The sequence below is a fragment of the Shimia sp. SK013 genome, from assembly GCF_001292625.1.
Taxonomy (GTDB): Bacteria; Pseudomonadota; Alphaproteobacteria; order Rhodobacterales; family Rhodobacteraceae; genus Shimia.
The window spans coordinates 240,695-262,211 of record NZ_LAJH01000011.1 but is presented as its reverse complement, the minus strand read 5'-3'; the positions used below and the strand labels follow the sequence as shown (position 1 = coordinate 262,211).

At 58.6% G+C, this 21,517-nt stretch carries 26 protein-coding genes; 18 read left to right on the top strand and 8 right to left on the bottom strand.

The window, feature by feature from the left end; translation table 11 throughout:
- Positions 1–6: 6 nt before the first annotated feature.
- Complete coding sequence (lpdA, locus tag SHIM_RS09535; protein WP_082358347.1) at positions 7–1,740, top strand: dihydrolipoyl dehydrogenase; 1,734 nt, start codon at positions 7–9, stop codon at positions 1,738–1,740.
- 287 nt (positions 1,741–2,027) lie between these two features.
- Here the strand turns inward: lpdA and hisH are convergent, their stop codons facing one another.
- Entirely contained in the window at positions 2,028–2,666 is a 639-nt protein-coding gene (gene hisH / locus SHIM_RS09530; RefSeq protein ID WP_054002419.1) for an imidazole glycerol phosphate synthase subunit HisH, read from the bottom strand.
- 58 nt (positions 2,667–2,724) lie between these two features.
- Positions 2,725–3,336 (bottom strand): TetR/AcrR family transcriptional regulator, encoded by a 612-nt coding sequence (locus tag SHIM_RS09525; protein ID WP_054002418.1) that lies wholly within the window; start codon positions 3,334–3,336, stop codon positions 2,725–2,727.
- Between the two features lie 96 nt (positions 3,337–3,432).
- Between SHIM_RS09525 and SHIM_RS09520 the strand changes: the two genes are divergently transcribed.
- A complete protein-coding gene (locus SHIM_RS09520; RefSeq protein WP_054002417.1) occupies positions 3,433–4,050 on the top strand; it encodes a DUF2306 domain-containing protein in 618 nt (205 codons plus the stop codon).
- Here the strand turns inward: SHIM_RS09520 and hisB are convergent.
- Complete coding sequence (gene hisB, locus SHIM_RS09515; RefSeq protein WP_054002416.1) at positions 4,047–4,634, bottom strand: imidazoleglycerol-phosphate dehydratase HisB; 588 nt, start codon at positions 4,632–4,634, stop codon at positions 4,047–4,049. The two genes, SHIM_RS09520 and hisB, sit on opposite strands and share 4 nt — an antisense overlap.
- Before the next feature lie 147 nt (positions 4,635–4,781).
- On the opposite strand from hisB, the gene SHIM_RS09510 reads away from it, so the two are divergent.
- Both SHIM_RS09510 and SHIM_RS09505 read left to right on the top strand, forming a co-directional pair.
- Positions 4,782–5,021, top strand: a complete 240-nt coding sequence (locus SHIM_RS09510) for an Lrp/AsnC ligand binding domain-containing protein (RefSeq protein ID WP_054002415.1) — start codon at positions 4,782–4,784, stop codon at positions 5,019–5,021.
- Positions 5,022–5,042: 21 nt separating this feature from the next.
- Positions 5,043–5,423, top strand: coding sequence for a nuclear transport factor 2 family protein (locus SHIM_RS09505; RefSeq protein WP_054002414.1), 381 nt, complete (start codon positions 5,043–5,045; stop codon positions 5,421–5,423).
- Here SHIM_RS09505 and guaD read toward each other — a convergent pair whose 3' ends face one another.
- A complete protein-coding gene (gene guaD, locus SHIM_RS09500; protein ID WP_054002413.1) occupies positions 5,424–6,719 on the bottom strand; it encodes a guanine deaminase in 1,296 nt (431 codons plus the stop codon).
- A 149-nt stretch (positions 6,720–6,868) separates the two neighbouring features.
- Here guaD and mgtE point away from each other — a divergent pair, with 149 nt between their 5' ends.
- Both mgtE and SHIM_RS09490 read left to right on the top strand, forming a co-directional pair.
- Complete coding sequence (mgtE, locus tag SHIM_RS09495) at positions 6,869–8,263, top strand: magnesium transporter (protein ID WP_054002468.1); 1,395 nt, start codon at positions 6,869–6,871, stop codon at positions 8,261–8,263.
- A gap of 6 nt (positions 8,264–8,269) precedes the next feature.
- On the top strand, positions 8,270–8,833 hold the full coding sequence (locus SHIM_RS09490) for a 5-formyltetrahydrofolate cyclo-ligase (RefSeq protein WP_054002412.1): 564 nt from the start codon (positions 8,270–8,272) through the stop codon (positions 8,831–8,833).
- A gap of 55 nt (positions 8,834–8,888) precedes the next feature.
- Here SHIM_RS09490 and SHIM_RS09485 read toward each other — a convergent pair whose 3' ends face one another.
- The gene (locus SHIM_RS09485; RefSeq protein ID WP_054002411.1) at positions 8,889–9,680 is read right to left on the bottom strand and encodes an alpha/beta fold hydrolase; all 792 of its coding nucleotides are present in this window, start codon (positions 9,678–9,680) and stop codon (positions 8,889–8,891) included.
- Between the two features lie 223 nt (positions 9,681–9,903).
- Between SHIM_RS09485 and SHIM_RS09475 the strand changes: the two genes are divergently transcribed.
- From SHIM_RS09475 to SHIM_RS09465, 3 genes are all read left to right on the top strand, one after another.
- Positions 9,904–10,722 carry a TIGR00282 family metallophosphoesterase gene (locus SHIM_RS09475; protein WP_054002409.1) on the top strand — a complete coding sequence of 273 codons (819 nt, stop codon included), beginning with the start codon at positions 9,904–9,906 and terminating at the stop codon, positions 10,720–10,722.
- A gap of 1 nt (position 10,723) precedes the next feature.
- Positions 10,724–11,599, top strand: coding sequence for a DMT family transporter (locus tag SHIM_RS09470; RefSeq protein WP_054002408.1), 876 nt, complete (start codon positions 10,724–10,726; stop codon positions 11,597–11,599).
- Positions 11,600–11,684: 85 nt separating this feature from the next.
- Positions 11,685–13,469, top strand: a complete 1,785-nt coding sequence (locus SHIM_RS09465; RefSeq protein ID WP_054002407.1) for an SLC13 family permease — start codon at positions 11,685–11,687, stop codon at positions 13,467–13,469.
- 72 nt (positions 13,470–13,541) lie between these two features.
- On the opposite strand, the gene SHIM_RS09460 is transcribed toward SHIM_RS09465, so the two are convergent.
- Positions 13,542–14,267, bottom strand: coding sequence for an AraC family transcriptional regulator (locus tag SHIM_RS09460; protein WP_054002406.1), 726 nt, complete (start codon positions 14,265–14,267; stop codon positions 13,542–13,544).
- Positions 14,268–14,373: 106 nt separating this feature from the next.
- Here SHIM_RS09460 and SHIM_RS09455 point away from each other — a divergent pair, with 106 nt between their 5' ends.
- On the top strand, positions 14,374–14,913 hold the full coding sequence (locus tag SHIM_RS09455) for a peroxiredoxin-like family protein (protein WP_054002405.1): 540 nt from the start codon (positions 14,374–14,376) through the stop codon (positions 14,911–14,913).
- A gap of 70 nt (positions 14,914–14,983) precedes the next feature.
- Here the strand turns inward: SHIM_RS09455 and SHIM_RS09450 are convergent, their stop codons facing one another.
- Positions 14,984–15,376 carry a DUF2147 domain-containing protein gene (locus tag SHIM_RS09450; RefSeq protein ID WP_054002404.1) on the bottom strand — a complete coding sequence of 131 codons (393 nt, stop codon included), beginning with the start codon at positions 15,374–15,376 and terminating at the stop codon, positions 14,984–14,986.
- 136 nt (positions 15,377–15,512) lie between these two features.
- On the opposite strand from SHIM_RS09450, the gene hisA reads away from it, so the two are divergent.
- The 8 genes from hisA to SHIM_RS09410 all read left to right on the top strand — a co-directional run bounded on the left by hisA (position 15,513) and on the right by SHIM_RS09410 (position 21,022).
- A complete protein-coding gene (gene hisA / locus SHIM_RS09445; protein ID WP_054002467.1) occupies positions 15,513–16,235 on the top strand; it encodes a 1-(5-phosphoribosyl)-5-[(5-phosphoribosylamino)methylideneamino]imidazole-4-carboxamide isomerase in 723 nt (240 codons plus the stop codon).
- Positions 16,232–16,534, top strand: a complete 303-nt coding sequence (locus tag SHIM_RS09440; RefSeq protein WP_054002403.1) for a hypothetical protein — start codon at positions 16,232–16,234, stop codon at positions 16,532–16,534. The genes hisA and SHIM_RS09440 overlap by 4 nt, the downstream gene beginning before the upstream one ends.
- 19 nt (positions 16,535–16,553) lie before the next feature.
- A complete protein-coding gene (locus SHIM_RS09435) occupies positions 16,554–16,841 on the top strand; it encodes a hypothetical protein (RefSeq protein ID WP_152926505.1) in 288 nt (95 codons plus the stop codon).
- A gap of 70 nt (positions 16,842–16,911) precedes the next feature.
- The gene (locus tag SHIM_RS09430; protein WP_054002401.1) at positions 16,912–17,376 is read left to right on the top strand and encodes a DUF2867 domain-containing protein; all 465 of its coding nucleotides are present in this window, start codon (positions 16,912–16,914) and stop codon (positions 17,374–17,376) included.
- 38 nt (positions 17,377–17,414) lie between these two features.
- A complete protein-coding gene (gene hisF, locus SHIM_RS09425) occupies positions 17,415–18,212 on the top strand; it encodes an imidazole glycerol phosphate synthase subunit HisF (RefSeq protein WP_054002400.1) in 798 nt (265 codons plus the stop codon).
- Complete coding sequence (locus SHIM_RS09420) at positions 18,209–18,523, top strand: phosphoribosyl-ATP diphosphatase (RefSeq protein WP_054002399.1); 315 nt, start codon at positions 18,209–18,211, stop codon at positions 18,521–18,523. Before hisF ends, SHIM_RS09420 begins: the two co-directional genes overlap by 4 nt.
- A gap of 66 nt (positions 18,524–18,589) precedes the next feature.
- The gene (locus tag SHIM_RS09415; protein WP_054002398.1) at positions 18,590–19,123 is read left to right on the top strand and encodes a hypothetical protein; all 534 of its coding nucleotides are present in this window, start codon (positions 18,590–18,592) and stop codon (positions 19,121–19,123) included.
- 216 nt (positions 19,124–19,339) lie between these two features.
- The gene (locus SHIM_RS09410; RefSeq protein ID WP_193749899.1) at positions 19,340–21,022 is read left to right on the top strand and encodes an ATP-binding protein; all 1,683 of its coding nucleotides are present in this window, start codon (positions 19,340–19,342) and stop codon (positions 21,020–21,022) included.
- Here SHIM_RS09410 and SHIM_RS09405 read toward each other — a convergent pair.
- The gene (locus SHIM_RS09405; protein WP_054002396.1) at positions 20,956–21,423 is read right to left on the bottom strand and encodes a CoA-binding protein; all 468 of its coding nucleotides are present in this window, start codon (positions 21,421–21,423) and stop codon (positions 20,956–20,958) included. The two genes, SHIM_RS09410 and SHIM_RS09405, sit on opposite strands and share 67 nt — an antisense overlap.
- Positions 21,424–21,517 lie beyond the last annotated feature (94 nt).

Here is a 21,517-nt window from a genome sequence, read left to right as displayed (position 1 = left end):
ATGAGCATGGACATCAAAGTACCTGATATTGGAGATTTTTCCGAAGTTCCGGTGGTCTCAATTCTGGTCTCGGTCGGCGACACTGTTGCCGCCGAAGACCCGCTTCTTGAGCTGGAAAGCGACAAGGCCACAATGGAAGTGCCGTCGCCCGCAGCTGGCGTGGTGAAAGAGATCAAAGTCGCGGAAGGCGACTCTGTGTCCGAGGGCAGCCTGATTGTTGTGCTTGAAGCCCAAAGTGGATCGACTTCGAAGGCCGTCGAGGGCCCCAAAGCCGAGGCACCCGCCACGCCCCAAACGATCGCAGCCACTGGCACCGCATCGGGCGCGGGGGATGTGCACGCCGAGGTGGTTGTTCTGGGGTCCGGTCCGGGCGGCTATACAGCAGCCTTCCGCGCCGCAGATCTTGGCAAAAAAGTTGTGTTGATCGAGAAAGACAGCGCGCTAGGCGGCGTCTGTCTGAACGTCGGCTGCATCCCGTCCAAGGCATTGCTGCATTCAGCAAAAGTCATCTCGGAAGCGGAAGACATGGGCGCGCATGGGGTGACCTTTGCCAAGCCTGAAGTCGATCTGGACAAACTGCGCGGATGGAAGGAAAGCGTTGTAAATCAGCTGACTGGCGGACTGACCGGCTTGGCCAAGGCCCGCAAAGTGCAGGTTGTTAACGGCTTTGGCACGTTCACTGGACCCAATATGATCGAGGTCGACAACGACGGCGCTAAGTCCACCGTCAGTTTTGATCAATGTGTGATCGCTGCTGGGTCTGAGCCGGTCACCCTGCCGTTTATTCCCCATGACGACCCGCGGGTGATCGACAGCACTGGCGCGCTGGAGCTTGAAGACGTTCCCGAACGGTTGTTGGTGTTGGGCGGCGGGATCATCGGCTTGGAAATGGCCACCGTCTATGACGCATTGGGGTCCAAAGTGACCATCGTTGAGTTCATGGATCAGATCATTCCCGGCGCTGACAAAGACGTTGTTAAGCCGCTACAAAAGCGCGTCGAGAGCCGCTACGAGGCGATCTTGACCAAGACCAAAGTCATCGCCGTGGAAGCTACGGATGCTGGTGTGAAGGTCACGATGGAAGGTCCAGACGGCGAAACCGTTGATACGTTCGACAAGGTTCTGGTTGCCGTCGGACGGCGTCCGAATGGCGCAAAAATCAATGGTGCGGCTGCGGGGGTTGCGGTGGATGAGCGCGGCTTTATCGCGGTGGATAGCCAGCAACGCACTGGCGTTCCTCACATTTTTGCCATCGGCGATGTTGTTGGTCAGCCGATGCTGGCGCACAAAGCCGTGCATGAAGGCAAAGTTGCGGCCGAAGTTGCATCGGGTCACAAGCGTCACTTTGATGCGCGCGTGATCCCCTCGGTGGCCTATACCGATCCCGAAGTGGCTTGGGTTGGCATGACTGAAACGCAGGCCAAGGCCGAAGGGCTGAAGGTTGGCAAGGGCGTGTTTCCTTGGGCCGCGTCGGGACGGTCGCTGTCGTTGGGACGCAGTGAGGGTTTGACCAAACTTATCTTTGATGAGCACGAGCGCGTGATTGGCGCCGGTATCGTTGGTCCAAACGCAGGGGACCTGATTGCCGAAGTTGCGCTGGCAATTGAGATGGGGGCTGATGCCGTGGATCTGGGGCACACCATCCATCCCCATCCAACACTTAGCGAAACTGTGAACTTTGCTGCGGAAATGTTTGAAGGCACGATCACAGACCTGATGCCGCCGCGCAAAAAGAAGTGATTTCAACGCATTAAACTTTCCGAAGCGCCGTCCTTTGGGGCGGCGCTTCGCGTTTAGGGTCACATTCGGGTTAACATCGGTGTCTGGCCAAAATTGCCATCGGCATCGCGACGGTATGACGTCGGTATTGCGTCGGTTCCGTTGAGAGGTCTCTGAAATTGGACGAACTTAACACGCCGAGCGCGTGTTGAGGCGCGCAACGGGTGCAACACGCGCAGGCTCAAGCCCTCGGCTTGAGCCATGCCCAACCGTGCAACGGGCGGGAGCGCCCTGCCCGATCGCGGGGCCTAGGGTTTCCAGTTGAAGAAATTTCCGATCATGTGCAGGCCGATGTCCTGACTTTTCTCGGGGTGGAATTGCATGCCGACCATCGTGTCGCGCCCGATAATGGCTGTGACATCGCCGCCGTAGTCCACGTGCGCCAGCCGTTCAGCGGGGTTGGCAACATGGAATTGGTAGCTGTGCACAAAGTAGGTGTGATCGCCGTCTTTGATCCCGTCCAATAGAGCGTGCGGATGGTCGATCACCAGATTGTTCCATCCCATATGCGGCACTTTCAAAGACGCGTCGCTGGGCGCGATTTTGCGCACGTCGCCGGCGATCCAGCCGAGACCCGAGGTTTCCTCGTATTCGTGACCGGTCGTCGCCATCAGCTGCATGCCAACGCAAATGCCCAGAAACGGTCGGCCTTTTTGTTCCACCGCTTCGACCATGGCGTCATAGATGCCTTTGTGGCCGCGCAGCTCCTCGGCACAGGCCGGAAAAGCGCCGTCGCCGGGCAGCACCAGTCGGTCGGCACGTGCCACAACATCCGCGTCTGACGTAACCACAACCTCGCCGCCGTCGACCTCTCGCGCCATCCGCTCAAAGGCTTTTTCAGCGGAGTGCAAATTGCCGGATTCATAATCGATGATGGCTGTCAGCATGGCGCAGGGTGTCCCATAAAATCGTCTGCCCCTCACCTGACCCAGCGGGCGGCGGAGGTCAAGACTTTGGCGCTGTTCCAACACGATCCAGCAGCGCCATGACCTCCTCAAACGGACCATCTGTCACATCGGTTGGCATGATTTCCCCCAAATGGCCGCGCACAAACAACATGGTGTAGCCATGGATCAGTGACCAGACCTGAAACTCCACGACCTCGGGCTGCGTGCCGTCTGGAACGAAAGGCGCGCAGGCGTCGCGCAGGATCTGATAAGCGGAACTGTCATCATGTTCGATCGGCTCGCGCCGCAAGTCGGACATATCGATACCAAAGATCGTGTCCAACAACGCGCGGTGGGCAAGACCAAATTGCACATACCCTCGACAGATGCCTTTCAGACGCGCTTGCGGACTGTCGCCTTCCGATTGGGCGGCTTCCAACATGTGACGGGAAAAAACGGCAAAGGCCTCGCTGGCGATGGCGCCCTTTAATCCCGGAAGCCCGTCAAAGTGATGAGCGGGGGCTGCATGGCTGACCCCAGCGCGGGCAGCACACTTGCGCAGACTGAGCGCATCGATTCCCCCCTCTTCGAGAATTTCAATGCCAGCCTTGATCAACGCGTTGCGCAGATCGCCGTGGTGGTGGGATTTCTTGGGTGTTTTCAACGTCATGTAAACATAGTGCGATACCTGCTTGACAGCGTCAAGTTGACAGTGTCAAGTTGCGCCAACTTTACACTGTCAAATTACACACAAGGGAGAGACCCCATGAAGGCTCTGTTGACTGTACGCACATTTTTCCTGTGGTTTTTTTGCATGGCCGTCGCCCTGTGGTCTTTGCGGTTTCTGTTGATAGGGGTCGAGACGTCGATGGAATTTGTCGCCTATCACGCCATTGAACGGCAGCTGGCATTCTTTGCCCATGTGGGGTTGGCACCGGTGGCTTTGGCCTTGGTGCCGTTGCAGTTTTGGGCCGGATTGCGACTGCGCCGCCCTGCCGTGCACCGCTGGCTGGGACGCACGTATGCAGTGACGATATTGATCGCCGGTGTTGGCGCCATTCTGATGGCGATTGGCACCAATGCGGGACAGTTTGCGGCGGTGGGTTTTGCGCTTTTGGGATTTGCATGGATCGGCACAACTGCGGTGGCGGTATCCCACATCCGTAACAAACGTGTGGCCGAGCACAAAGCCTGGATGATCCGCAGTGCAGCGCTCACCTTTGCTGCGGTCACGTTGCGGCTGGAACTGCCGATATTGGCGATGACGGTGGGGTTGGAAGACGGCTATCCGCTTGTGGCGTGGCTGTGCTGGGTGCCCAACCTGCTGATCGCGGAGTGGATTGTGCGCCGCCCCACCCGAATGGGGGCAGCGCAACCTGCTTAAAGCGCGCCTTTGGTCGAGGGCACGGCATCCGCTTTGCGCGGGTCCACCTCGACCGCCTCGCGCAGAGCGCGGGCCACGGCTTTGAACGTGGCCTCGGCGATGTGGTGGCTGTTGAAACCGTGGATTTGGTCGACGTGCAGCGTGATGCCGCCGTGCGTCGCAAACCCTTGAAAAAATTCCCGCACCAGTTCGGTGTCAAACGTGCCGATCTTTTGGGTCGGCATTTCGACGTTCCAGATCAGATATGGCCGCGCCGACAGATCCAGCGCCGCACGGACCTGCGCGTCATCCATTGGCAGGTGGCAGGCGGCATAACGGCGGATGCCGCGTTTGTCGCCCAGCGCCTGCGTCAGGGCCTGCCCCAGCGCGATGCCCACGTCCTCAACGGTGTGGTGGTCGTCGATGTGATAGTCACCTTTGGCACGCACGGTCATGTCAATCAGCGAATGGCGCGACAACTGGTCTAGCATGTGGTCAAAAAAGCCCACACCGGTTTGGTTGTCATATGTGCCTGAGCCGTCGAGGTTGATCTCGACGTTGATATCGGTTTCCGCAGTGGCGCGGGTGACGCTGGCTGTGCGCATCGGGATGTCCTTTGCAAGTCTTGTGCGCGCCCTTATAGGAGCCGCCATGTCGCGGGCCAAGGGGGCGTATTTCGGATTGTGCAGCGGGTGGCATTTGTGCCAGCTTAAGCGCGATCAACCAGAGCCAATCAGAAAAGAGGCCGCCCGATGACCACCTGTGTATTCATCCAGATCCGCTGCAAGCCCGGCACCACCTATCGCGTGGCCGAAGAAATTGCCTTGAAGGAAATTCATTCGGAGCTTTATTCGACCTCTGGCGATTTTGATCTGATGATGAAGCTCTACATCCCCGAGGACGCCGATGTGGGCAAATACATCAATGAGCATCTGCTGGATATTGAGGGAATTGAACGGTCCCTGACAACGCTGACGTTTAAGGCGTTTTAGACCGGCAGCAGGAGGTGCGCGATGGGACTTGCGGAGAACAAAGCCAACGCCATGGCGTTTTACGACATGATGTTCAATCAATGTAAGCCACGCGAGGCGATCGAGACTTACGTGGGCGACGTCTATATTCAGCACAACCCGCATGTTGGCGACGGCAAAGAGGCCTTCATCGACTATTTCGAGCGCATGGCCACAGAGTTTCCGGGCAAAACCGTGCATTTCAAACGCGTGATTGCCGAAGGCAACCATGTCGTTCTGCACTGTCATCAGGAATGGCCTGGCGACGAGGACTACGCCGGCATCGACATTTTCCGCTTTGATGAGAACGGCAAAGTTGTGGAGCACTGGGATGTGCTGCAAACCATCCCTGTAAATTCCGCCAACAACAACGGGTTGTTCTGATCAGCCTTTGACGGGCTGACCGTTGATCCACGTTGCTTTGATAGCGCGGTCATCGCCCATCATGATGGTTGGGAAAATCGCTTCCCAGATGTCATTCGCACGGGAACTGCGCTGAGCAATGTCAGGCGTTGAGCTGAGATCCAGCACAACAATGTCGGCTTCCATGCCTGCAGCAAGGTTGCCGATCTTGTCTTCCATATGCAGAGAGCGTGCCGAACCTTGCGTGGCCAGCCACATCAATTGCGCGGCGTGAAGCGGTGTGTGGCGCAGCTGCGCAACTTCATAGGCCGCAGCCATGGTGCGCAACATCGAGAACGATGAGCCGCCGCCGGTGTCAGTGGCAAGGCCGACGCGCTGCCCCTCATCCATCAGACTTTGCATCTCAAACAGCCCCGAACCGATGAAGGTGTTGGACGTTGGGCAATGGATCAAGCCAGCACCGACCTCGCGCAGGCGGGCGCGTTCACGGGGTTCGAGATGAATCGCGTGACCGTAAAGACCCTTTTCTCCCAAGAGGCCAAAGGCCTCATAGGTGTCCAGATAATCGCGGGCGTCGGGAAACATGCCAAGCACCCATTCGATTTCGTCGGTTTGTTCGCTCAGGTGCGTCTGCATCAGGCAATCGGGGTGCTCGGCCCAGAGATCGCCCAGCGCACGGAGCTGCTCTGGCGTTGAGGTTGGCGAAAATCGCGGGGTGATTGCATAATCCAGACGATCCACGCCGTGCCACTTGGCGATCAGCGCCTTGCTGTCGTCATAGGCAGATTGCGCGGTGTCGCGCAGCCCGTCGGGCGCGTTGCGATCCATGCAGGTTTTGCCGGCCACGATGCGCTGACCACGCGTCTGCGCGGCGGAAAAAATCGCATCGACGCTTTCGGGGTGGATGGTGCAATAGCTGACCGTGGTGGTGGTGCCGTGATTGGCGGTCAGATCCAGATAGGTGTTCGCGATCTGATCGGCATATGCCCGATCCCCAAACCGCATTTCCTCCGGGAAGGTATAGCTGTTGAGCCAGTCAATCAGGCGTTTGCCCCAGCTGGCGATGATGCCGGTCTGCGGATAATGCACATGCGCGTCGACAAAACCTGCGCACAGCAAAGCGTCGCCATAGTCGGTGACATCCGCTTGTGGATGCGCGGCGCGCAGGGCATCAGAGGTGCCCACGGCGGCAATGCGGCCATCCCTGATCAGCACCGCACCACGCCGTTCATGGCGCGCGGCGTCTGCGGCGGCGGTTTCAAACGGGTTGCCCTCAAACGAGAGGGTTTGGCCCAGAAGCAATTTGGCAGCAGTCATTGCGGTCTCCCAACAGCGTAACGCGCTCTCCTATCGCGGCTTTTTTGACGTGTAAATCGTCGTCTTTCGTTGAACTGTATCAACCGATTGGCCTATTGTCGCGTCAAGCTGGCGACGTCCGGTCAGCGGGTGCCAAAAAAGGGAGCGTCATGACAGAGCTTGATGATCAGACCGCCCCGGACCCGCAAACCGAAGACGACGCCTATATGCTGGACCGGCGGCTGGTGTCGGGCATCCTGTATTCGCTCGACGCCAAAGACCGTGACACGCTGGTGTCGCTGCTGGAGCCGCTGCACCCTGCCGACATCGCCGACATCATCGAGCAGATCAACCCGTATGACCGGCGGCGTCTGGTGGAGCTTTATGGCGAAGAGTTCGACGGCGACATCCTGCCCGAACTTGATGAGGGCCTGCGCGAGGAGATCCTTGCGATCTTGTCACCTGACGTCTTGGCCGAAGCGGTGCGCGAGCTGGAAAGCGACGACATCGTCGATCTGGTTGAGGATCTGGACGAGCCGCAGCAGGAAGCCATTCTTGACCAGCTTGAAGATGCCGACCGGGTGGCCGTTGAACAGGCGCTGAGTTTTCCGGAGAACACCGCTGGTCGCTTGATGCAGCGCGAAACTGTGTGGGTGCCAGAAGACTGGTCCGTCGGTCAGGCCATCGATCATCTGCGCAACGCGCGACAATTGCCGGAGCAGTTTTATCACGTGATCCTTGTCGATCCGCGCATGCGACCTGTGGGCAACGTGACTTTGGGCAAGCTGATGTCGTCGGACCGCAACGTGGCCTTGCACCAGATCGTGGAAGAGGAATTTCAGACCATTCCCGTCACGCAGGACGAGGAAGACGTCGCTTATGCGTTCAACCAGTATCACCTGATTTCTGCGCCCGTGGTGGACGCGGACGAGCGGCTGATCGGGATGATCACCATTGATGACGCCATGGTGGTGCTGGATGAAGAGCACGAAGAAGACATTCTGCGACTGGCGGGTGTGAGCGAAGAAACCAGCCTGTCGGACACGATTTTTGAGGCAGCCAAGGGCCGCGCGACATGGCTGTTTGTGAACCTGCTGACGGCCATTCTGGCCTCGATGGTTATCGATATGTTCGCGGAGACCATCGATCAGATGGTGGCGCTCGCGGTGTTGATGCCGATTGTCGCCTCGATGGGTGGCAACGCGGGCACGCAGACCATGACGGTCACGGTGCGGGCACTGGCGACCAAGGATTTGACCGCGCAAAACGCATTGCGCGTCGCACGGCGTGAACTGTCGGTGGGGGCCTTGAACGGCCTTCTGTTTGGCTTTGTCATGGCGCTGGTGGCGGGGGTCTGGTTCGGTGTGCCGATGTTGGCGGTGGTGATTGGCGTGGCCATGGTGGTGACGCAGATCGCGGCGGCCTTGGGCGGCGTGCTGATCCCGATGGCGTTGGACCGGGCCGGCATTGATCCGGCGCTGGCGTCGGGGCCGTTTGTAACGACAATCACCGACGTGATCGGTTTTTTTGCATTCCTTGGGTTGGCGGCCCATGTTCTGTTGTAGAGGCGCATGATGGACCTGACAGCAATCAAGACAGCGGCGCGCAAAGCCGCGTTCGCGCGGCGCAAAGCAGCTTTTGACGCCGCTGGTCACGGGCAATCGGCGCATCTGAGCGAGATTTTGGCAGGCTATCGCGGGGTGCCATTGGCGGGCTATATGCCGATCCGCACAGAAATCAGCCCATTGGCCGCAATGGCAGAGGCCGCAGCGCACGGCCCTGTAGGCGTGCCGGTCATTCAGGGGGAAGCGCAGCCGCTGGAGTTTTCCCGATGGGAACCGGAAGGCGCGTTGCGCGACGGGCCATTTGGGGCGCAGGTGCCTGTGGTGGATGACTATTTTGACCCTGAGATCGTGATTGTGCCACTGGTGGCGTTTGATCGCAACCGCGGGCGGCTGGGCTATGGCGGCGGGTTTTATGACCGCACGTTGGAGCGGCTGCGCGCACGGCGGGGGACCTTGGCGATTGGCTTTGCCTTTGACGCGCAAGAGGCGGAGACGTTGCCGCTGGAGCAAACAGATCAGCCGCTGGACATGATGGTGACGGAGAGCCGGATACTTGAGTTTCAGCGGTAGGGGATCGGGTAATATCGTGTTGCGGCGAAGGTCTGTTTCGAGCCCGAAGCGACCGCTAATTTAATGCACTTACGACAATCGGATTGATTAGATCTGGTTTGGTCATCGCCGCCATGTGCCCACCGCGCTCAATCTGTTCAAAGCGCCATTCGGATGCGTTCTCTTTCATCAATTCGACAATCTCACTAATGGACCGAACGGTGTCCTGTGCTGACACGACAGTCGTGTGTTTCGGTAAATCTCTTTCCCATTCCAAAAATGACGTTTGTTCGTTCATGACCGCATCCCATTCATGGAAATTTGGTTTCAAGGCCTGCGAAAATTTGGATTTTCGGTCGTCAGGCATGGCATCCCAGCTTCCAGCACCTGTCCAATAATTCGCAAACACTTCAGCAGCGACGTCCCATGTTCGAGCCTTACCGTTTGACCTGATCGCATCTCTTAAAGCGATGGCTTCTTGGTAAGCCTCAGACCGCCCATTCTTCTCCAAAAGATAGAACGGGTTAGGCTCGATAAGGACCAATCGACGAACTTTCGTCTTGAACATTGCAGCCGCCTTCATCGCAACGCTGCCGCCGAACGAGTGTCCAACAATAGACACCCTGTCGGCGCCTTCCGGCAAAAAAGGTTCGATAAGCCCAGCCTGATCCTTCAAACGCTGCGTGCCATCATCTGCCCAAGCACGGGTATCTCCGTAGCCGAATAAGTTAATCGCTATGACATGGAAGTCGTCGGCAAGCGTCTCCATCAGGCTCCGCCATTGTTTGGCACCAGCAACGCTTGAGTGGACAAGGATTACCCTTTCGCCACTTCCCGCTTCGATGAAGTCCGCCGTTTCTTGCTTCATAGATCAACCTCCAGAAGAGCTATTTCACGAGCTTTAGCAGACTATTGGTGAATCCCAAAATGACTGGGCTTTAGGCAAGTCTTTAACGGCAGCAAAGTCCGCATACCAGACAATCAATGTGGCCAGAACAATCCAGTGTTCCCCTATTGCCAAAGCCTTGCTTTGGCAGCGCCCGAACCGACCCTCTTGCCAACTCTGCGCCAGCGGCCTAGGACCATGACCCATGAAAATACTCTTTCTTGGTGACGTAATGGGCCGTGCAGGCCGGACAGCTGTGACGGAACGGCTGCCGAAACTGCGCGAGGACTGGAAACTCGATTTTGTCGTGGTGAACGGCGAGAATGCCTCCAATGGCATGGGGCTTTCGGGCGCGCATGCCAAAGGCATTCTTGAAGCAGGCGCGGATTGCATCACACTGGGCGATCACGCCTTTGACCAGAAAGACATGATGCAGTTCATCCAGAGCGAGCCGCGCATCATCCGCCCGGTGAACCTTGGCCGTGGCGATGTGCCGGGAAAAGGCCATCGCGTGTTTGAAGCACGTGGCGGGCGCAAAGTGCTGGTGGCGCAGGCGCTTGGTCAGGTGTTTATGAAACAGCCCTATGGTGATCCGTTTTCCGCGATGGACCAAGTGCTGCGCAGCCATCCGCGCGGCGGCATGGTGCAGGCAGCCATCATCGACATGCATTGCGAAGCCACCTCTGAGAAAATGGGCATGGGGCATTTCTGTGATGGCCGCGCCAGCCTTGTGGTGGGCACCCATACGCACGTCCCCACAGCGGACACGCAAATCCTGCCCAAAGGCACCGCATTTCAGGCGGATGCGGGCATGTGCGGCGATTATAATTCCGTGATCGGTATGGAAAAAACCGAGCCAATGCGCCGGTTTGTGACCGGAATGCCCAAGGCACGGTTCACACCCGCCTTGGAAGAGGCCACGCTGTCGGGCGTTTATGTGGAAACCGATGACCGCACAGGTCAGGCCACGCGCATCGAGATGGTGCGTCAGGGTGGCCGTCTCAGCCAATCCGGACCTCTCTGAAATGACCCGTTTGCGGTGGTTCGGCATCCTGCTGGCAATTGGCGCTGGCTGGGGACTGACGCAGCCGCTGACCAAGATTGCGGTGTCGCAAGGATATCAACCGTTGGGGTTGATATTCTGGCAGCTGGCGATCGGCGCGGTGTTCATGTTTGTGCTGCGCGTCGTTACAGGCAAGCCGATTGCGCTGCCCCCGCGCCTGTTGTGGTTCTTTCTGCTGATTGCTGCGCTGGGCACGGTGGTGCCCAACAGTTTTTCCTTTCGCGCCGCCGCGCAATTGCCTGCTGGCATCATGTCACTGGTGATTTCGCTTGTGCCAATGCTGGCCTTTCCTGTGGCGCTGGCGCTGGGCGTGGACAGATTCAACTGGTTACGGCTTGGCGGATTGGTTCTGGGGCTGTGCGGTGTGTATGTGCTGTCAGAGCCGGAAGCCCTGCCCGATCCGGCCATGCTCGCGTGGCTACCAATCGCCGTCATCGCGCCGCTGTGTTACGCGTTAGAGGGCAACGTCGTCAGCAAATGGGGCATGCACGGGCTTGGCGCTGGGCACGTGCTTTATGGGGCGTCGATTGTGGGCGCTATTGTGGCGCTGCCGTTGGCGGTGGCGTCGGGGCAATTCATTGATCCGCGCACCGAATGGGCGGCGCCTGAATATGCGTTGGTGTTGTCGTCGATCATCCATGTGTCGGTTTACACAGCTTATGTCTGGCTGGTCACGCGCGCTGGGTCAGTTTTTGCCGCACAGGTCGCCTATGTGGTCACCGGATCCGGTGTGATCTGGTCAATGCTGATGTTGGGAGAACGCTATTCGCTCTGGGTTTGGGGCGCGATGGGGTTGATCCTGATGGGAATGTTTCTGGTGCAACCGCGCGACGAATGATCAGCGACGTCGCTGCAGATGCAAAACTGCTTGCTCGAAAAGGGCTGCATGATACATCTGGGCCGATTGTGACACCGGAGCGCTGATGCAGCTTTTTGACCTATCACAGACCGTGCAGGCCATTCTGGCGCTCTGCACAGTCGCCGCGATGTTTTTCCTGTTTATGCGGGAGACCTTCCCAACCGAGGTGGTGGCCATCGGCGGCGTGGCCTTTCTTTTGCTGACGGGTGTGTTGCCCTATCAAGCGGCTTTGTCGGTGCTGTCCAACCCCGCGCCCTGGACCATTGCGGCGATGTTTATCGTGATGGGCGCCTTGGTGCGCACCGGCGCGCTAAGTGCGTTCACCCATATGGCCGACAAGCAGGCGCGCACCAATCCGAAGCTGGCCATTGTCATGCTTTTGGCCTTTGTGATTGTGGCCTCTGCCTTTGTGTCCAACACGCCCGTTGTGGTCGTGATGATCCCTGTGTTCACGCAATTGGCGCGCACCTTGGACAAACCTGCCTCAAAGTTTCTGATCCCGCTGAGTTATGCCGCCGTCATGGGCGGCACGCTGACGTTGATCGGGACCTCGACCAACTTGCTGGTGGATGGTGTCGCCCGCGCCGAGGGGCTGGAGCCTTTCACCATTTTCGAGGTCACACCGCTGGGCCTGATCGTGGTCGGCTGGGGCATGTTGTATCTTTACCTGTTTGCCGACCAGTTGCTGCCGGAGCGCGCCAGCATGGCGGACATGTTGTCCGGATCAAACCGCAGCCAGATGAAGTTCTTCACCGAAGCGGTGATCCCGCCGGAAAGCAACCTGATCGGGCGCGAGGTTGCCGGGGTGCAGCTGTTTAAGCGCGAGGGTGTGCGATTGATTGACGTGATCCGCGGCGATGAATCGCTGCGACGTAATCTTAAGGGCGTTGAATTGCGGGTGGGTGACCGGGTCGTGCTGCGCACGCGTATGACCGAGTTGCTGAGCCTGCAGCGTGATAAATCACTGAAACGGCTGGATCAGGTTGGCGCGGTGGAAACCACAACCGTTGAGGCGTTGATCACGCCGGGGTGCAAGATGGTTGGCCGTCGGCTTGGCGCGATGCGACTGCGCCGCCGGTTCGGGGTTTATCCGCTCGCGGTGCACCGTCGAAACCAGAATATCGGCCAGCAGCTCGATCAGTTGGTGGTGCGCGTGGGCGATACGCTGTTGCTGGAAGGCGCGCCGGAGGACATCCAGCGTCTGTCCGTGGAGATGGATATGGTGGACGTCTCTCACCCGTCCGAGCGTGAATACAGACGTGGTCATGCGCCGATTGCACTGGCCGCGATGGCGGGCGTGGTTGTGTTGGCTGGACTGGGCGTTGCCCCGATTTTCCTGCTGTCGGTGCTGGCGGTTGCTGTTGTGCTTTTGACCCGCTGCATCGACGCAGACGAAGCGTTTTCTTTCGTCGACGGGCGCTTGCTGGCGCTGATTTTTTCGATGCTGGCCATTGGTGCCGCGCTCCAGAGTTCGGGCGCGGTGGCGCTGATTGTCGACCGGCTTGCGCCGTTTATGCAGGGTTTGCCGCCGTTCTTCCTAATCTGGGCGATCTATCTGCTGACCTCGGTGCTGACTGAGTTGGTGTCCAACAACGCCGTGGCCGTGGTGGTCACGCCGATTGCCGTGGGGCTGGCAACCGCCATTGGCATCGATCCCCGGCCATTGGTGATTGCGGTGATGATCGCCGCTTCGGCCAGTTTTGCCACCCCGATCGGCTATCAAACCAATATGTTGGTGTTTGGTCCGGGCGGGTATCGGTTCAGCGATTTCATGAAGATCGGCATTCCGCTGAACCTGTCGATTGGTCTTTTGACCTCGGCGGCGATCCCGCTACTCTGGCCGCTGTAGCGCAGACGGGGCCAGCCCCGCTTGCCCCTTTGGGGCAATTCACCCCGAGGTATTTGGGGAACAGAAAGCCTGTCAGGCCGCCCGCAAAGCAGAAGGCGCAACGCCGTAAGATTTGCGAAAAGCGCGGGTGAAGCTTTCGGGGGACGCATAGGCATAGCGGCGGGCGACGGCGTCGATGCGATCGCCGCGGCGCACGTCTTGGTGAGCAAGGATCAAACGCCAGCGGCGCAGATAGCCCATCGGGGTTTCGCCCACTATGTCCGAAAACAATTCCGAAAAACGCGACAGAGACAAGCCCGCGGCCTCAGCCAGATCGGCGTTGGTCCAGAGCCGACCGGGATGGTCGTGCATCGCCACAATCGCACGCGACAGGCGTGGATCGGCAAGGCCTGCGAGCAAGCCGACCTCGGTGCGCCCCTCGCGCATCTGATCGCGCAGCAGGCGCACAATCAGCGCCTCGCCCAGCCGTGACATCACCGATTGCGCGCCGCAGCGCCCGCCGGTGGCCTCGGCATACATCAATTGCACCAAAGTCTGCGTATCGCCCTTGTCGGCAAGGTCATAATCAATCCGGTCAGGCAAGGCCGCCATCAGTGGATTGGAAGGCCCCGCCCAATCAACGCGGGCGGCAAACATCAAACGGTCCATGTCCGCCCAATCCGACACGCCGCGTGTGTAAAACCGCACCTCGCGTGGGGCGCCCTTGGCGTTGCAGATCGCGATCAGATTGGCGTCCCCATTGGGGGCTGGCTGAACGCTGAGGTGGAATTTTTCGATCAGGGTGGTGAGGCGGTCCATGAGAGCTTTCGGTGTTGATGTCAGATTATTCGGATTTATCATGTCAAAATCCCTGCAACAAGGGCACTCAACGAAAGATCACAAAATGTCCCGAAGGAGAAACGACATGTTGATGCCCCGCCAGAAAACACCCGGACTTGCCCTGCCCCTCGTCGGAGGTGGCAGCTTTGATTTGGCCGCAGAAGGGTCAGAGCGCGGCACGTTGGTGTGCTTTTACCGCGGCCTGCACTGCCCGATCTGCGCCACTTACCTCAAGGAGCTGGACAAGCAAGCGCCTGCGTTTGCCGAGCGTGGCGTGAGCGTTCTGGCGGTGAGCTCGGACGATGAAGAGCGCGCAACTGCCATGCAGGAAAAAGTCGCGCCGGTGAACGGCATGCGCGTGGCCTATGGCCTGAAGCTGGATGCGGCGCGCGACTGGGGTCTCTATATCTCGACTTCGCGCGGTACGACATCGATTGGCATCGAGGAGCCCGCGCTGTTTTCCGAGCCGGGCGTGTTCCTGGTGTCGCCTGATCAGTCGCTGTATTTCGGCTCGGTGCAGACCATGCCGTTCATGCGTCCGCATTTCTCCGAACTGGTTGGCGCGCTCGATTTCGCGATTGCCAACAACTATCCGGCGCGCGGCGAGTACTCAGGCGCTGTCTGACCGTAGCTGTGCTGAGAAAGAAACGGGCGCCTCACAAGGGGCGCCCGAATGCATGTGACAGGTGGGTCGCTTACTTGAGGCGCTTCCAGTTCTGCGAGCGTTTGAACACTGCGACGTGGCCAGTGACCTTGAGCGTATCGCCGCTGAGGTTCATTGAGGAGCGATAGGTTTTGTCTGAGTCAGGCGCCCAGATTTTACCGTCGGAGTATGCGCCGCCGCCGTCTGCCTTCATATCCCACAGCATACGTTTGCCTGCGTGTTCATAATCGGCCACCGCCGCGCCATTTTCATCAATGGCTTTGGCGATTGTGCCACATAGGGCTTCACCGCACGGGGCAATCGTCACGTGCAGGTAACCGCCAGATTCGCCGGGCTGCGTTTTCCAAACGCCAGCAACCGGATCAGCCGATGCCACACCTGCGCCAGCAAGGGTCAGCGCTGTGGCCAGAACAAACTTTTTCATCAGAATTCCTCCCATTGGTTGCGCGCAGAGTGAGGCAGCACCTGTTTTCGATCAACCCTGACTTTGGGGAAAGTTGCATTTCAGCCGGACACATGTCACATCGCTTTTGACTGTAGAAATAGCGATGGAACGCCCCATGATCCTTTACCCTGCCATTGATCTGAAAGATGGAAACGCCGTGCGCCTGGTGCACGGGGATATGGCGCAGGAGACCGTTTTCAACGAAAACCCTGCCGCGCAGGCGCTGGAATTTGTGAACGCGGGCTGTGAGTGGCTTCATCTGGTGGATCTGAACGGGGCGTTTGCTGGCGAGCCGGTGAATGCCGCCCCTGTCGAAGAGATTTTGAAGCAAACCAATGTGCCCGCGCAACTGGGTGGCGGCATTCGTGACATGGACACCATTGCACGCTGGATCGACCGCGGGCTGGCGCGGGTGATTTTGGGCACGGTTGCGGTGGAAAACCCCGATCTGGTGCGCGAAGCCGCGCGGGAATTCCCCGGCAAAGTGGCCGTGGGCATTGATGCGAGAAACGGCCAAGTCGCGACCAAGGGCTGGGCCGAGGAGACCGACGTGATGGTCACCGATCTGGCAAAATCCTTTGAGGACGCGGGCGTGGCGGCGATCATTTACACCGACATCATGCGTGATGGCGCAATGAAAGGCCCGAATGTGGAGGCGACGGCGGCGCTGGCCAACGCGGTGTCGATCCCTGTGATTGCCTCGGGCGGGGTGAGTTCGCTGGACGATCTGCATGCGTTAAAGAACTGTGGCGCGGACTTGAACGGCGCAATCTCGGGACGGGCGCTTTATGATGGCGCGATTGATCTGGCCGAGGCGCTGGCGGTAATGAAGGCATGATCCGCTGGCGGCGCATCATTTTGTCGGTGCTGCTGCTTGTGATCGTGCTGTGTCTGATGCCGCTGGGTGCGTATCTCTGGTCAGAATGGGCGGCGGCGCGTTGGGGCTGTGAATTTGGCAGAGCTATGGGGCGGGATGGCTGTTGGGTGGGCGGCGTCGACCGCGCGCCCGCTTTGATCCGCGCCTATTCGTCTGTGGCGCTCTTGGTATTGACCTTGCCTGTGGCCTTTCTTTCATCACTGATCGCACTGATTATTCTCGCGAGGAGACCCTCAAATGAGCGCCGAAAAGAAAAGTGAGCCCGGCCGGAACCGGACTATGTTGGTCCGTTTTCTGTTGGTCGTGCTTCTGCTTTCGATTTTGCCAATGTTGAGCGTGCTTGCCTCCACGTACATTGCCAGCCTTGCAGGGTGCACCTTGCACGAAGGTGCCGTAAACGAATGCACCATTGCAGGGTTGGATTTTGGCCCAACGCTTGCTGATATGTTTGTATCCGGCTGGTTCTTTCTTGTGACGGCGCCGGTGGCAGCTGCGGCCCTGCTTGGGCTGATCTTGATGGGGCTTATTCGGTTTGGGCGATGGGTGATTGCGCGTTGGGCACTGTGACAATGGGCCGAATTGATCCGCGCGCCGTTGGGCCCCATCTTGGCACTGCGAACAGGACAAGGATTTGACCATGACTGTGACACCCTCCCCTCTCCCGCCCTTCAGCGCGCTGCACAACCGTTTCCGCGCCGGAGATTTTGTTGATTGCTTCCGCGTGTCCAGCACGTTGCCGTTGCGCCAAGCCGCAGACACCATTGCCGATTTCCCCGGTTGGGCGCTGGCATTGGTGCGGCTGCGCAACCTTTTGGTGGCGCCCTTCGGGCTGCAGGCCGATGTGGCCGGCAGTATGGACAGGATTGGCATCTTTCCGGTGGAAAGCGAGACCGAGCAGGAAATCATAGCCGGTTTCAATGACCGGCATCTGGATTTCCGCATTTCGGTGATGCGCGATGGCGGCGATATTCTTTTGGCCACTTGGGTGCATCGGCACAATCTGTTGGGCCGGGCTTATCTTGCGACGATCATGCCGTTTCACATCGCCGTTGCCCGCGATGCTTTGCGCCGCGTCGCAAGCACTGGTCAAATGGCGGCATAAGTCCTAGAACCGCTGGCGAGACTTGAAGGCGGACCAAGATGCTGAAAACCCGAGTGATCCCTTGTCTGGACGTGGCCGACGGGCGCGTTGTCAAAGGCGTGAATTTTGTTGGCCTGCGCGATGCAGGCGACCCAGTTGAGGCGGCGCGGGCCTATGATGCGGCTGGCGCGGATGAGATCTGCTTTCTGGACATTCACGCCACGCATGACAATCGCGGCGTCATGATCGACATGGTGCGGCGCACTGCCGAGCAGTGTTTTGTGCCCCTCACGGTCGGGGGCGGTGTGCGCACCGTGGCCGACGTGCGCAAGCTTCTGTTGGCGGGGGCTGACAAGGTGAGTTTCAATTCCGCCGCTGTGGCCAACCCGGATGTGATCGCCGAAGCCGCCGCACAGTTTGGCAGCCAGTGCATTGTCTGTGCGATTGACGCCAAGACCATCGGGCACGACGCAAACGGCGTGCCGAACAAATGGGGCATCTTCACCCATGGCGGCCGCAAAGAGGCGCTCGACAAAGACGGCAAGCCGATTGACGCCGTGGAATTTGCCAAGCTGGTGGTTGCGAAGGGCGCAGGTGAAATCTTGCTGACCTCGATGGACCGTGACGGCACCAAGGCAGGGTTCAACCTGCCGCTGACACGCGCGATTAGCGACGCAGTGAGCGTGCCGGTGATTGCTTCCGGCGGTGTTGGCACGTTGGATCATCTTGTAGAAGGTGTGACCGAGGGTGGCGCGAGCGCAGTTTTGGCGGCGTCAATTTTCCACTTTGGCGAATTCACTGTGCAAGAGGCCAAGCAACACATGCAGGACGCTGGCATTCCGATGAGGCTGACATGAGTATTCTGAACGATCTGGCGGCAACCATTGCTGACCGCGCCAAGGCCGATCCCGACAGCAGCTGGACAGCAAAGCTGTTGGCCAAGGGGCCGGAAAAATGCGCCGAGAAGTTTGGCGAGGAGGCCATTGAGGCTGTCATCGAAGCCGTCAAAGGGGATCGTGAGAAGCTGACCTATGAGGCCGCCGATGTGCTCTACCACCTTCTGGTGATGCTGCAGGCCCGCGACGTGGCGCTTGACGATGTGTTGGCCGAGTTGGCGCGACGCCAAGGCTTGAGCGGGATTGCCGAAAAGGCCGCGCGCGATAGCTGAACTGTGACTTTGACGCGTGGCGTGCTGCGCCTATAGTCGGGGTGTTTTGATCCACAGGGCGCCGAAATGACGCGAATTTTCAAACTGTTGGCGTGTTTTGTTGTGCTTGCCTTGACGGCCTGCGCCGTGCCTAAGGCCGCACAGACCCCTGACGTGGACGGTTTGCGGCGGGCGCTTGTGGCGATGGGCGATTTTGTGGCGGCTGATGAGGCCGACACAGTGGCCCGCCTGTCTTATGCGTATTCGCTTCAATTGCGGGCGGAGTATCAGGTTAGCGACCCGCCCCTCGTCCACAACGCCAAGGTCAATAAAGGCCGCAAGCCACGGGGGTTGTGTTGGCATTGGGCCGATGATCTGGAGGCGCGCCTGCGCAGTGAGGACCTTCAGACTTTCAGCCTTTACCGGGCGATCGCCAATTCAGACAATTTGCGGATTGAGCACAGCACCGTGATCCTCGCCGAGCGGGGCGCACCGATGGAGACCGGCGTGGTGCTCGATCCATGGCGCTATGGCGGCTATCTGTTTTGGGCGCCTGTGGCTGAAGACACGCGGTATCGCTGGAAAAGCCGCGCGCAGGTGTTTCTCGACAAACGCAATTGACCCAGCGTTTTTATCTGGTGTTAAGAGTTCATGGTGCATGACGTTTGGTGACCCAACTACAGCCCGACTCTGAGCACTCCTGAATCAATGACCCGACGCCTATTTTCCAAAACCAAATCCTGGATGCTGCCATATTTTTGGCCAGCAAGGGTCTCAGAGTCTACATTTTCCGGCGCACGCAACCGACTGGTTTGCAGCTTCTCCTTTGTCATTGGCGTGGCTGGAGTACTGCACAACTTGCATTTGCAAACGCTGGACACCAGCCTGCCACAAAGCGTAGCGCTAATCAGCATCATTTTATCATTGGTCTACTTTCTGGTGCCCAATGTTTTGCACCGAACCGGAAGCACGACGGCGGCCGGGCTTACACTTATTGTGATGTTGTCGGCACACACCAACATGTTGATGTATTTCGAAGAAAGCCCGGTCTGGCTGCGGGAGACATTCCTGATTGGCCCGCCTGTGATTGCCTTGTTGGTGCTTGGCACGCGTGCAGCCTGGATTGTGACATTTCTTACTTTCGCAAATTTGTTCTTGTTTGCGGCCTTTGACACCCTGCCTTTCGAATCCGCCACGGTCCTTTCCATTGTGATCTGCGCCTTCATTTGGGGGTTGGCCCTGTTTGACCGCGAACTGGCACATGCCGAAGCCAATCTGGTGGACCTCAAACACCAAGCCCAAGACGCCAACCACGCCAAATCCGACTTTCTAGCCAACATGAGCCACGAAATCCGCACCCCGATGAATGGGCTTTCGGGTGTTCTGCAATTGCTGGATGAGACCGATCTGACACCACATCAGCGCGACTTGGTCCGAATGGGACAAGGGTCCGGCAACACGCTTTTGCGGTTGATCAATGATGTTTTGGACTATTCCAAGATCGCCGCGCGCGGAGTAACTTTCGAGAGGATGACCTGCGCTCCGGCGGATCTGGCGATGCCCGCGGTGCATGCCCTGACGGCGGACGCCGAAACGCAGGGTTTGACGCTTCAATACAGTCAGGATCCCGACCTACCTGAGTGGATCTCAGCCGATCCCGCGCGAATGCAGCAGGTGGTCAGCAATCTGGTAAGCAATGCCATCAAATTCTCAGGCAAGGGCACCATTTCGGTGTATATGTCGAGGCATGATGATATGATCCACGTCAGCGTCACCGACCACGGCATCGGCATGACCGACGACGCCCAGAAGCGTGTGTTTCGCAAATTTGAACAGGCCACCACGTCAACCAATCGAACCTACGGCGGAACCGGTCTCGGTCTGGCTATCTCCAAAGAACTGGTGGAACTGCAGGGCGGTGAAATCGGTGTGAACAGCACACCGGGTCAAGGCAGCACCTTCTGGTTCACCGTTCCGATACTGCCTGCCAATGCGCCGGCCCAAACCGATGCCCCGCTTGCGCACCAGCAAGTTGAACAAGCACAGACCCCGATGCGGTTTGACGGCGCGCAAATATTGGTCGCGGAAGACAACCGAACCAACCAAATCATCGCTGAGCGGTTCTTGCAATCGATGGGCATTGAGCCCGTCACCGTCGAAAACGGGCTGGACGCGGTGCAGCGCTGCGAAGACACCAAATTCGACGTCATCCTGATGGATATTCAAATGCCCGGAATGGACGGGATCGAGGCCTGCGCCATTATCAAAACACATGGCGCGCTGAACGCAGACACCCCCATCGTCGCGCTGTCAGCCAACATCATGCCGGAACAGACCGCGAGCTATATCCGTGCTGGCATGATCGCGTGTTTGGGCAAGCCGTTTCGCAAACAGGAACTTGCTGATGTCCTGTCAAATTTGATCCCACCGCGATCAGACGCCTCAAACAGCGCTCAAAGTCTGGACGAAATCACGCCGGTCGCAAAGCCACCCATCCTGAGCTCACCAAACAACCGCTGATATTCGATCTTGGGACAGCGGTTCTCAATCACATCCATACCTGCTGCCTCTGCTTCGGCGGCGGCCTCGGCATGCTCGACGCCGATCTGCATCCAGATGGTTTTGAGATGAGGTAAGTGTTCCAACGCAGCATCCACAATCGGCGGCACCGCCTCAGATCGGCGAAAAATATCGACCATGTCCACCGGTGCGCTGATGTCAGACAGGTCTGCAACAATTGGTTCACCAAACAGAATTTTGCCCACGTGCCCCGGATTGACCGGTATCACCCGATACCCTTTGAGGGACAGGTAGCGCGCCACATAATAGCTTGGCCGAACGGGATTCATGGAAACGCCAACAACGGCCACGACCTTTGTGCGTTTCAGAATGGTTTTGAGATGTGTGTCAGGATAGCTCATGGAGCGACGCTAGCCTGTGTGCGCGCAAAAAAGAAGCGCCCAAACCATGTTTGGGCGCCAGTTCGGAACGAGGGACAGTGAAGCGAAACACAGG

Excerpts from the sequence above, each read along its gene's own strand:
- SHIM_RS09420 (WP_054002399.1), top strand. The coding sequence starts at position 18,209 with ATGAGTATTCTGAACGATCTGGCGGCAACCATTGCTGACCGCGCCAAG.
- SHIM_RS09470 (WP_054002408.1), top strand. The coding sequence starts at position 10,724 with ATGACCCGTTTGCGGTGGTTCGGCATCCTGCTGGCAATTGGCGCTGGC.
- SHIM_RS09510 (WP_054002415.1), top strand. The coding sequence starts at position 4,782 with ATGACCACCTGTGTATTCATCCAGATCCGCTGCAAGCCCGGCACCACC.
- hisB (WP_054002416.1), bottom strand. The coding sequence starts at position 4,634 with ATGCGCACAGCCAGCGTCACCCGCGCCACTGCGGAAACCGATATCAAC.
- lpdA (WP_082358347.1), top strand. The coding sequence starts at position 7 with ATGGACATCAAAGTACCTGATATTGGAGATTTTTCCGAAGTTCCGGTG.
- SHIM_RS09490 (WP_054002412.1), top strand. The coding sequence starts at position 8,270 with ATGATGGACCTGACAGCAATCAAGACAGCGGCGCGCAAAGCCGCGTTC.
- hisA (WP_054002467.1), top strand. The coding sequence starts at position 15,513 with ATGATCCTTTACCCTGCCATTGATCTGAAAGATGGAAACGCCGTGCGC.
- SHIM_RS09415 (WP_054002398.1), top strand. The coding sequence starts at position 18,590 with ATGACGCGAATTTTCAAACTGTTGGCGTGTTTTGTTGTGCTTGCCTTG.
- SHIM_RS09405 (WP_054002396.1), bottom strand. The coding sequence starts at position 21,423 with ATGAGCTATCCTGACACACATCTCAAAACCATTCTGAAACGCACAAAG.
- SHIM_RS09440 (WP_054002403.1), top strand. The coding sequence starts at position 16,232 with ATGATCCGCTGGCGGCGCATCATTTTGTCGGTGCTGCTGCTTGTGATC.
- SHIM_RS09460 (WP_054002406.1), bottom strand. The coding sequence starts at position 14,267 with ATGGACCGCCTCACCACCCTGATCGAAAAATTCCACCTCAGCGTTCAG.
- SHIM_RS09465 (WP_054002407.1), top strand. The coding sequence starts at position 11,685 with ATGCAGCTTTTTGACCTATCACAGACCGTGCAGGCCATTCTGGCGCTC.
- hisH (WP_054002419.1), bottom strand. The coding sequence starts at position 2,666 with ATGCTGACAGCCATCATCGATTATGAATCCGGCAATTTGCACTCCGCT.
- SHIM_RS09520 (WP_054002417.1), top strand. The coding sequence starts at position 3,433 with ATGAAGGCTCTGTTGACTGTACGCACATTTTTCCTGTGGTTTTTTTGC.
- SHIM_RS09475 (WP_054002409.1), top strand. The coding sequence starts at position 9,904 with ATGAAAATACTCTTTCTTGGTGACGTAATGGGCCGTGCAGGCCGGACA.
- SHIM_RS09450 (WP_054002404.1), bottom strand. The coding sequence starts at position 15,376 with ATGAAAAAGTTTGTTCTGGCCACAGCGCTGACCCTTGCTGGCGCAGGT.
- SHIM_RS09430 (WP_054002401.1), top strand. The coding sequence starts at position 16,912 with ATGACTGTGACACCCTCCCCTCTCCCGCCCTTCAGCGCGCTGCACAAC.
- mgtE (WP_054002468.1), top strand. The coding sequence starts at position 6,869 with ATGACAGAGCTTGATGATCAGACCGCCCCGGACCCGCAAACCGAAGAC.
- SHIM_RS09435 (WP_152926505.1), top strand. The coding sequence starts at position 16,554 with ATGTTGGTCCGTTTTCTGTTGGTCGTGCTTCTGCTTTCGATTTTGCCA.
- SHIM_RS09485 (WP_054002411.1), bottom strand. The coding sequence starts at position 9,680 with ATGAAGCAAGAAACGGCGGACTTCATCGAAGCGGGAAGTGGCGAAAGG.
- SHIM_RS09505 (WP_054002414.1), top strand. The coding sequence starts at position 5,043 with ATGGGACTTGCGGAGAACAAAGCCAACGCCATGGCGTTTTACGACATG.
- SHIM_RS09525 (WP_054002418.1), bottom strand. The coding sequence starts at position 3,336 with ATGACGTTGAAAACACCCAAGAAATCCCACCACCACGGCGATCTGCGC.
- hisF (WP_054002400.1), top strand. The coding sequence starts at position 17,415 with ATGCTGAAAACCCGAGTGATCCCTTGTCTGGACGTGGCCGACGGGCGC.
- SHIM_RS09455 (WP_054002405.1), top strand. The coding sequence starts at position 14,374 with ATGTTGATGCCCCGCCAGAAAACACCCGGACTTGCCCTGCCCCTCGTC.
- guaD (WP_054002413.1), bottom strand. The coding sequence starts at position 6,719 with ATGACTGCTGCCAAATTGCTTCTGGGCCAAACCCTCTCGTTTGAGGGC.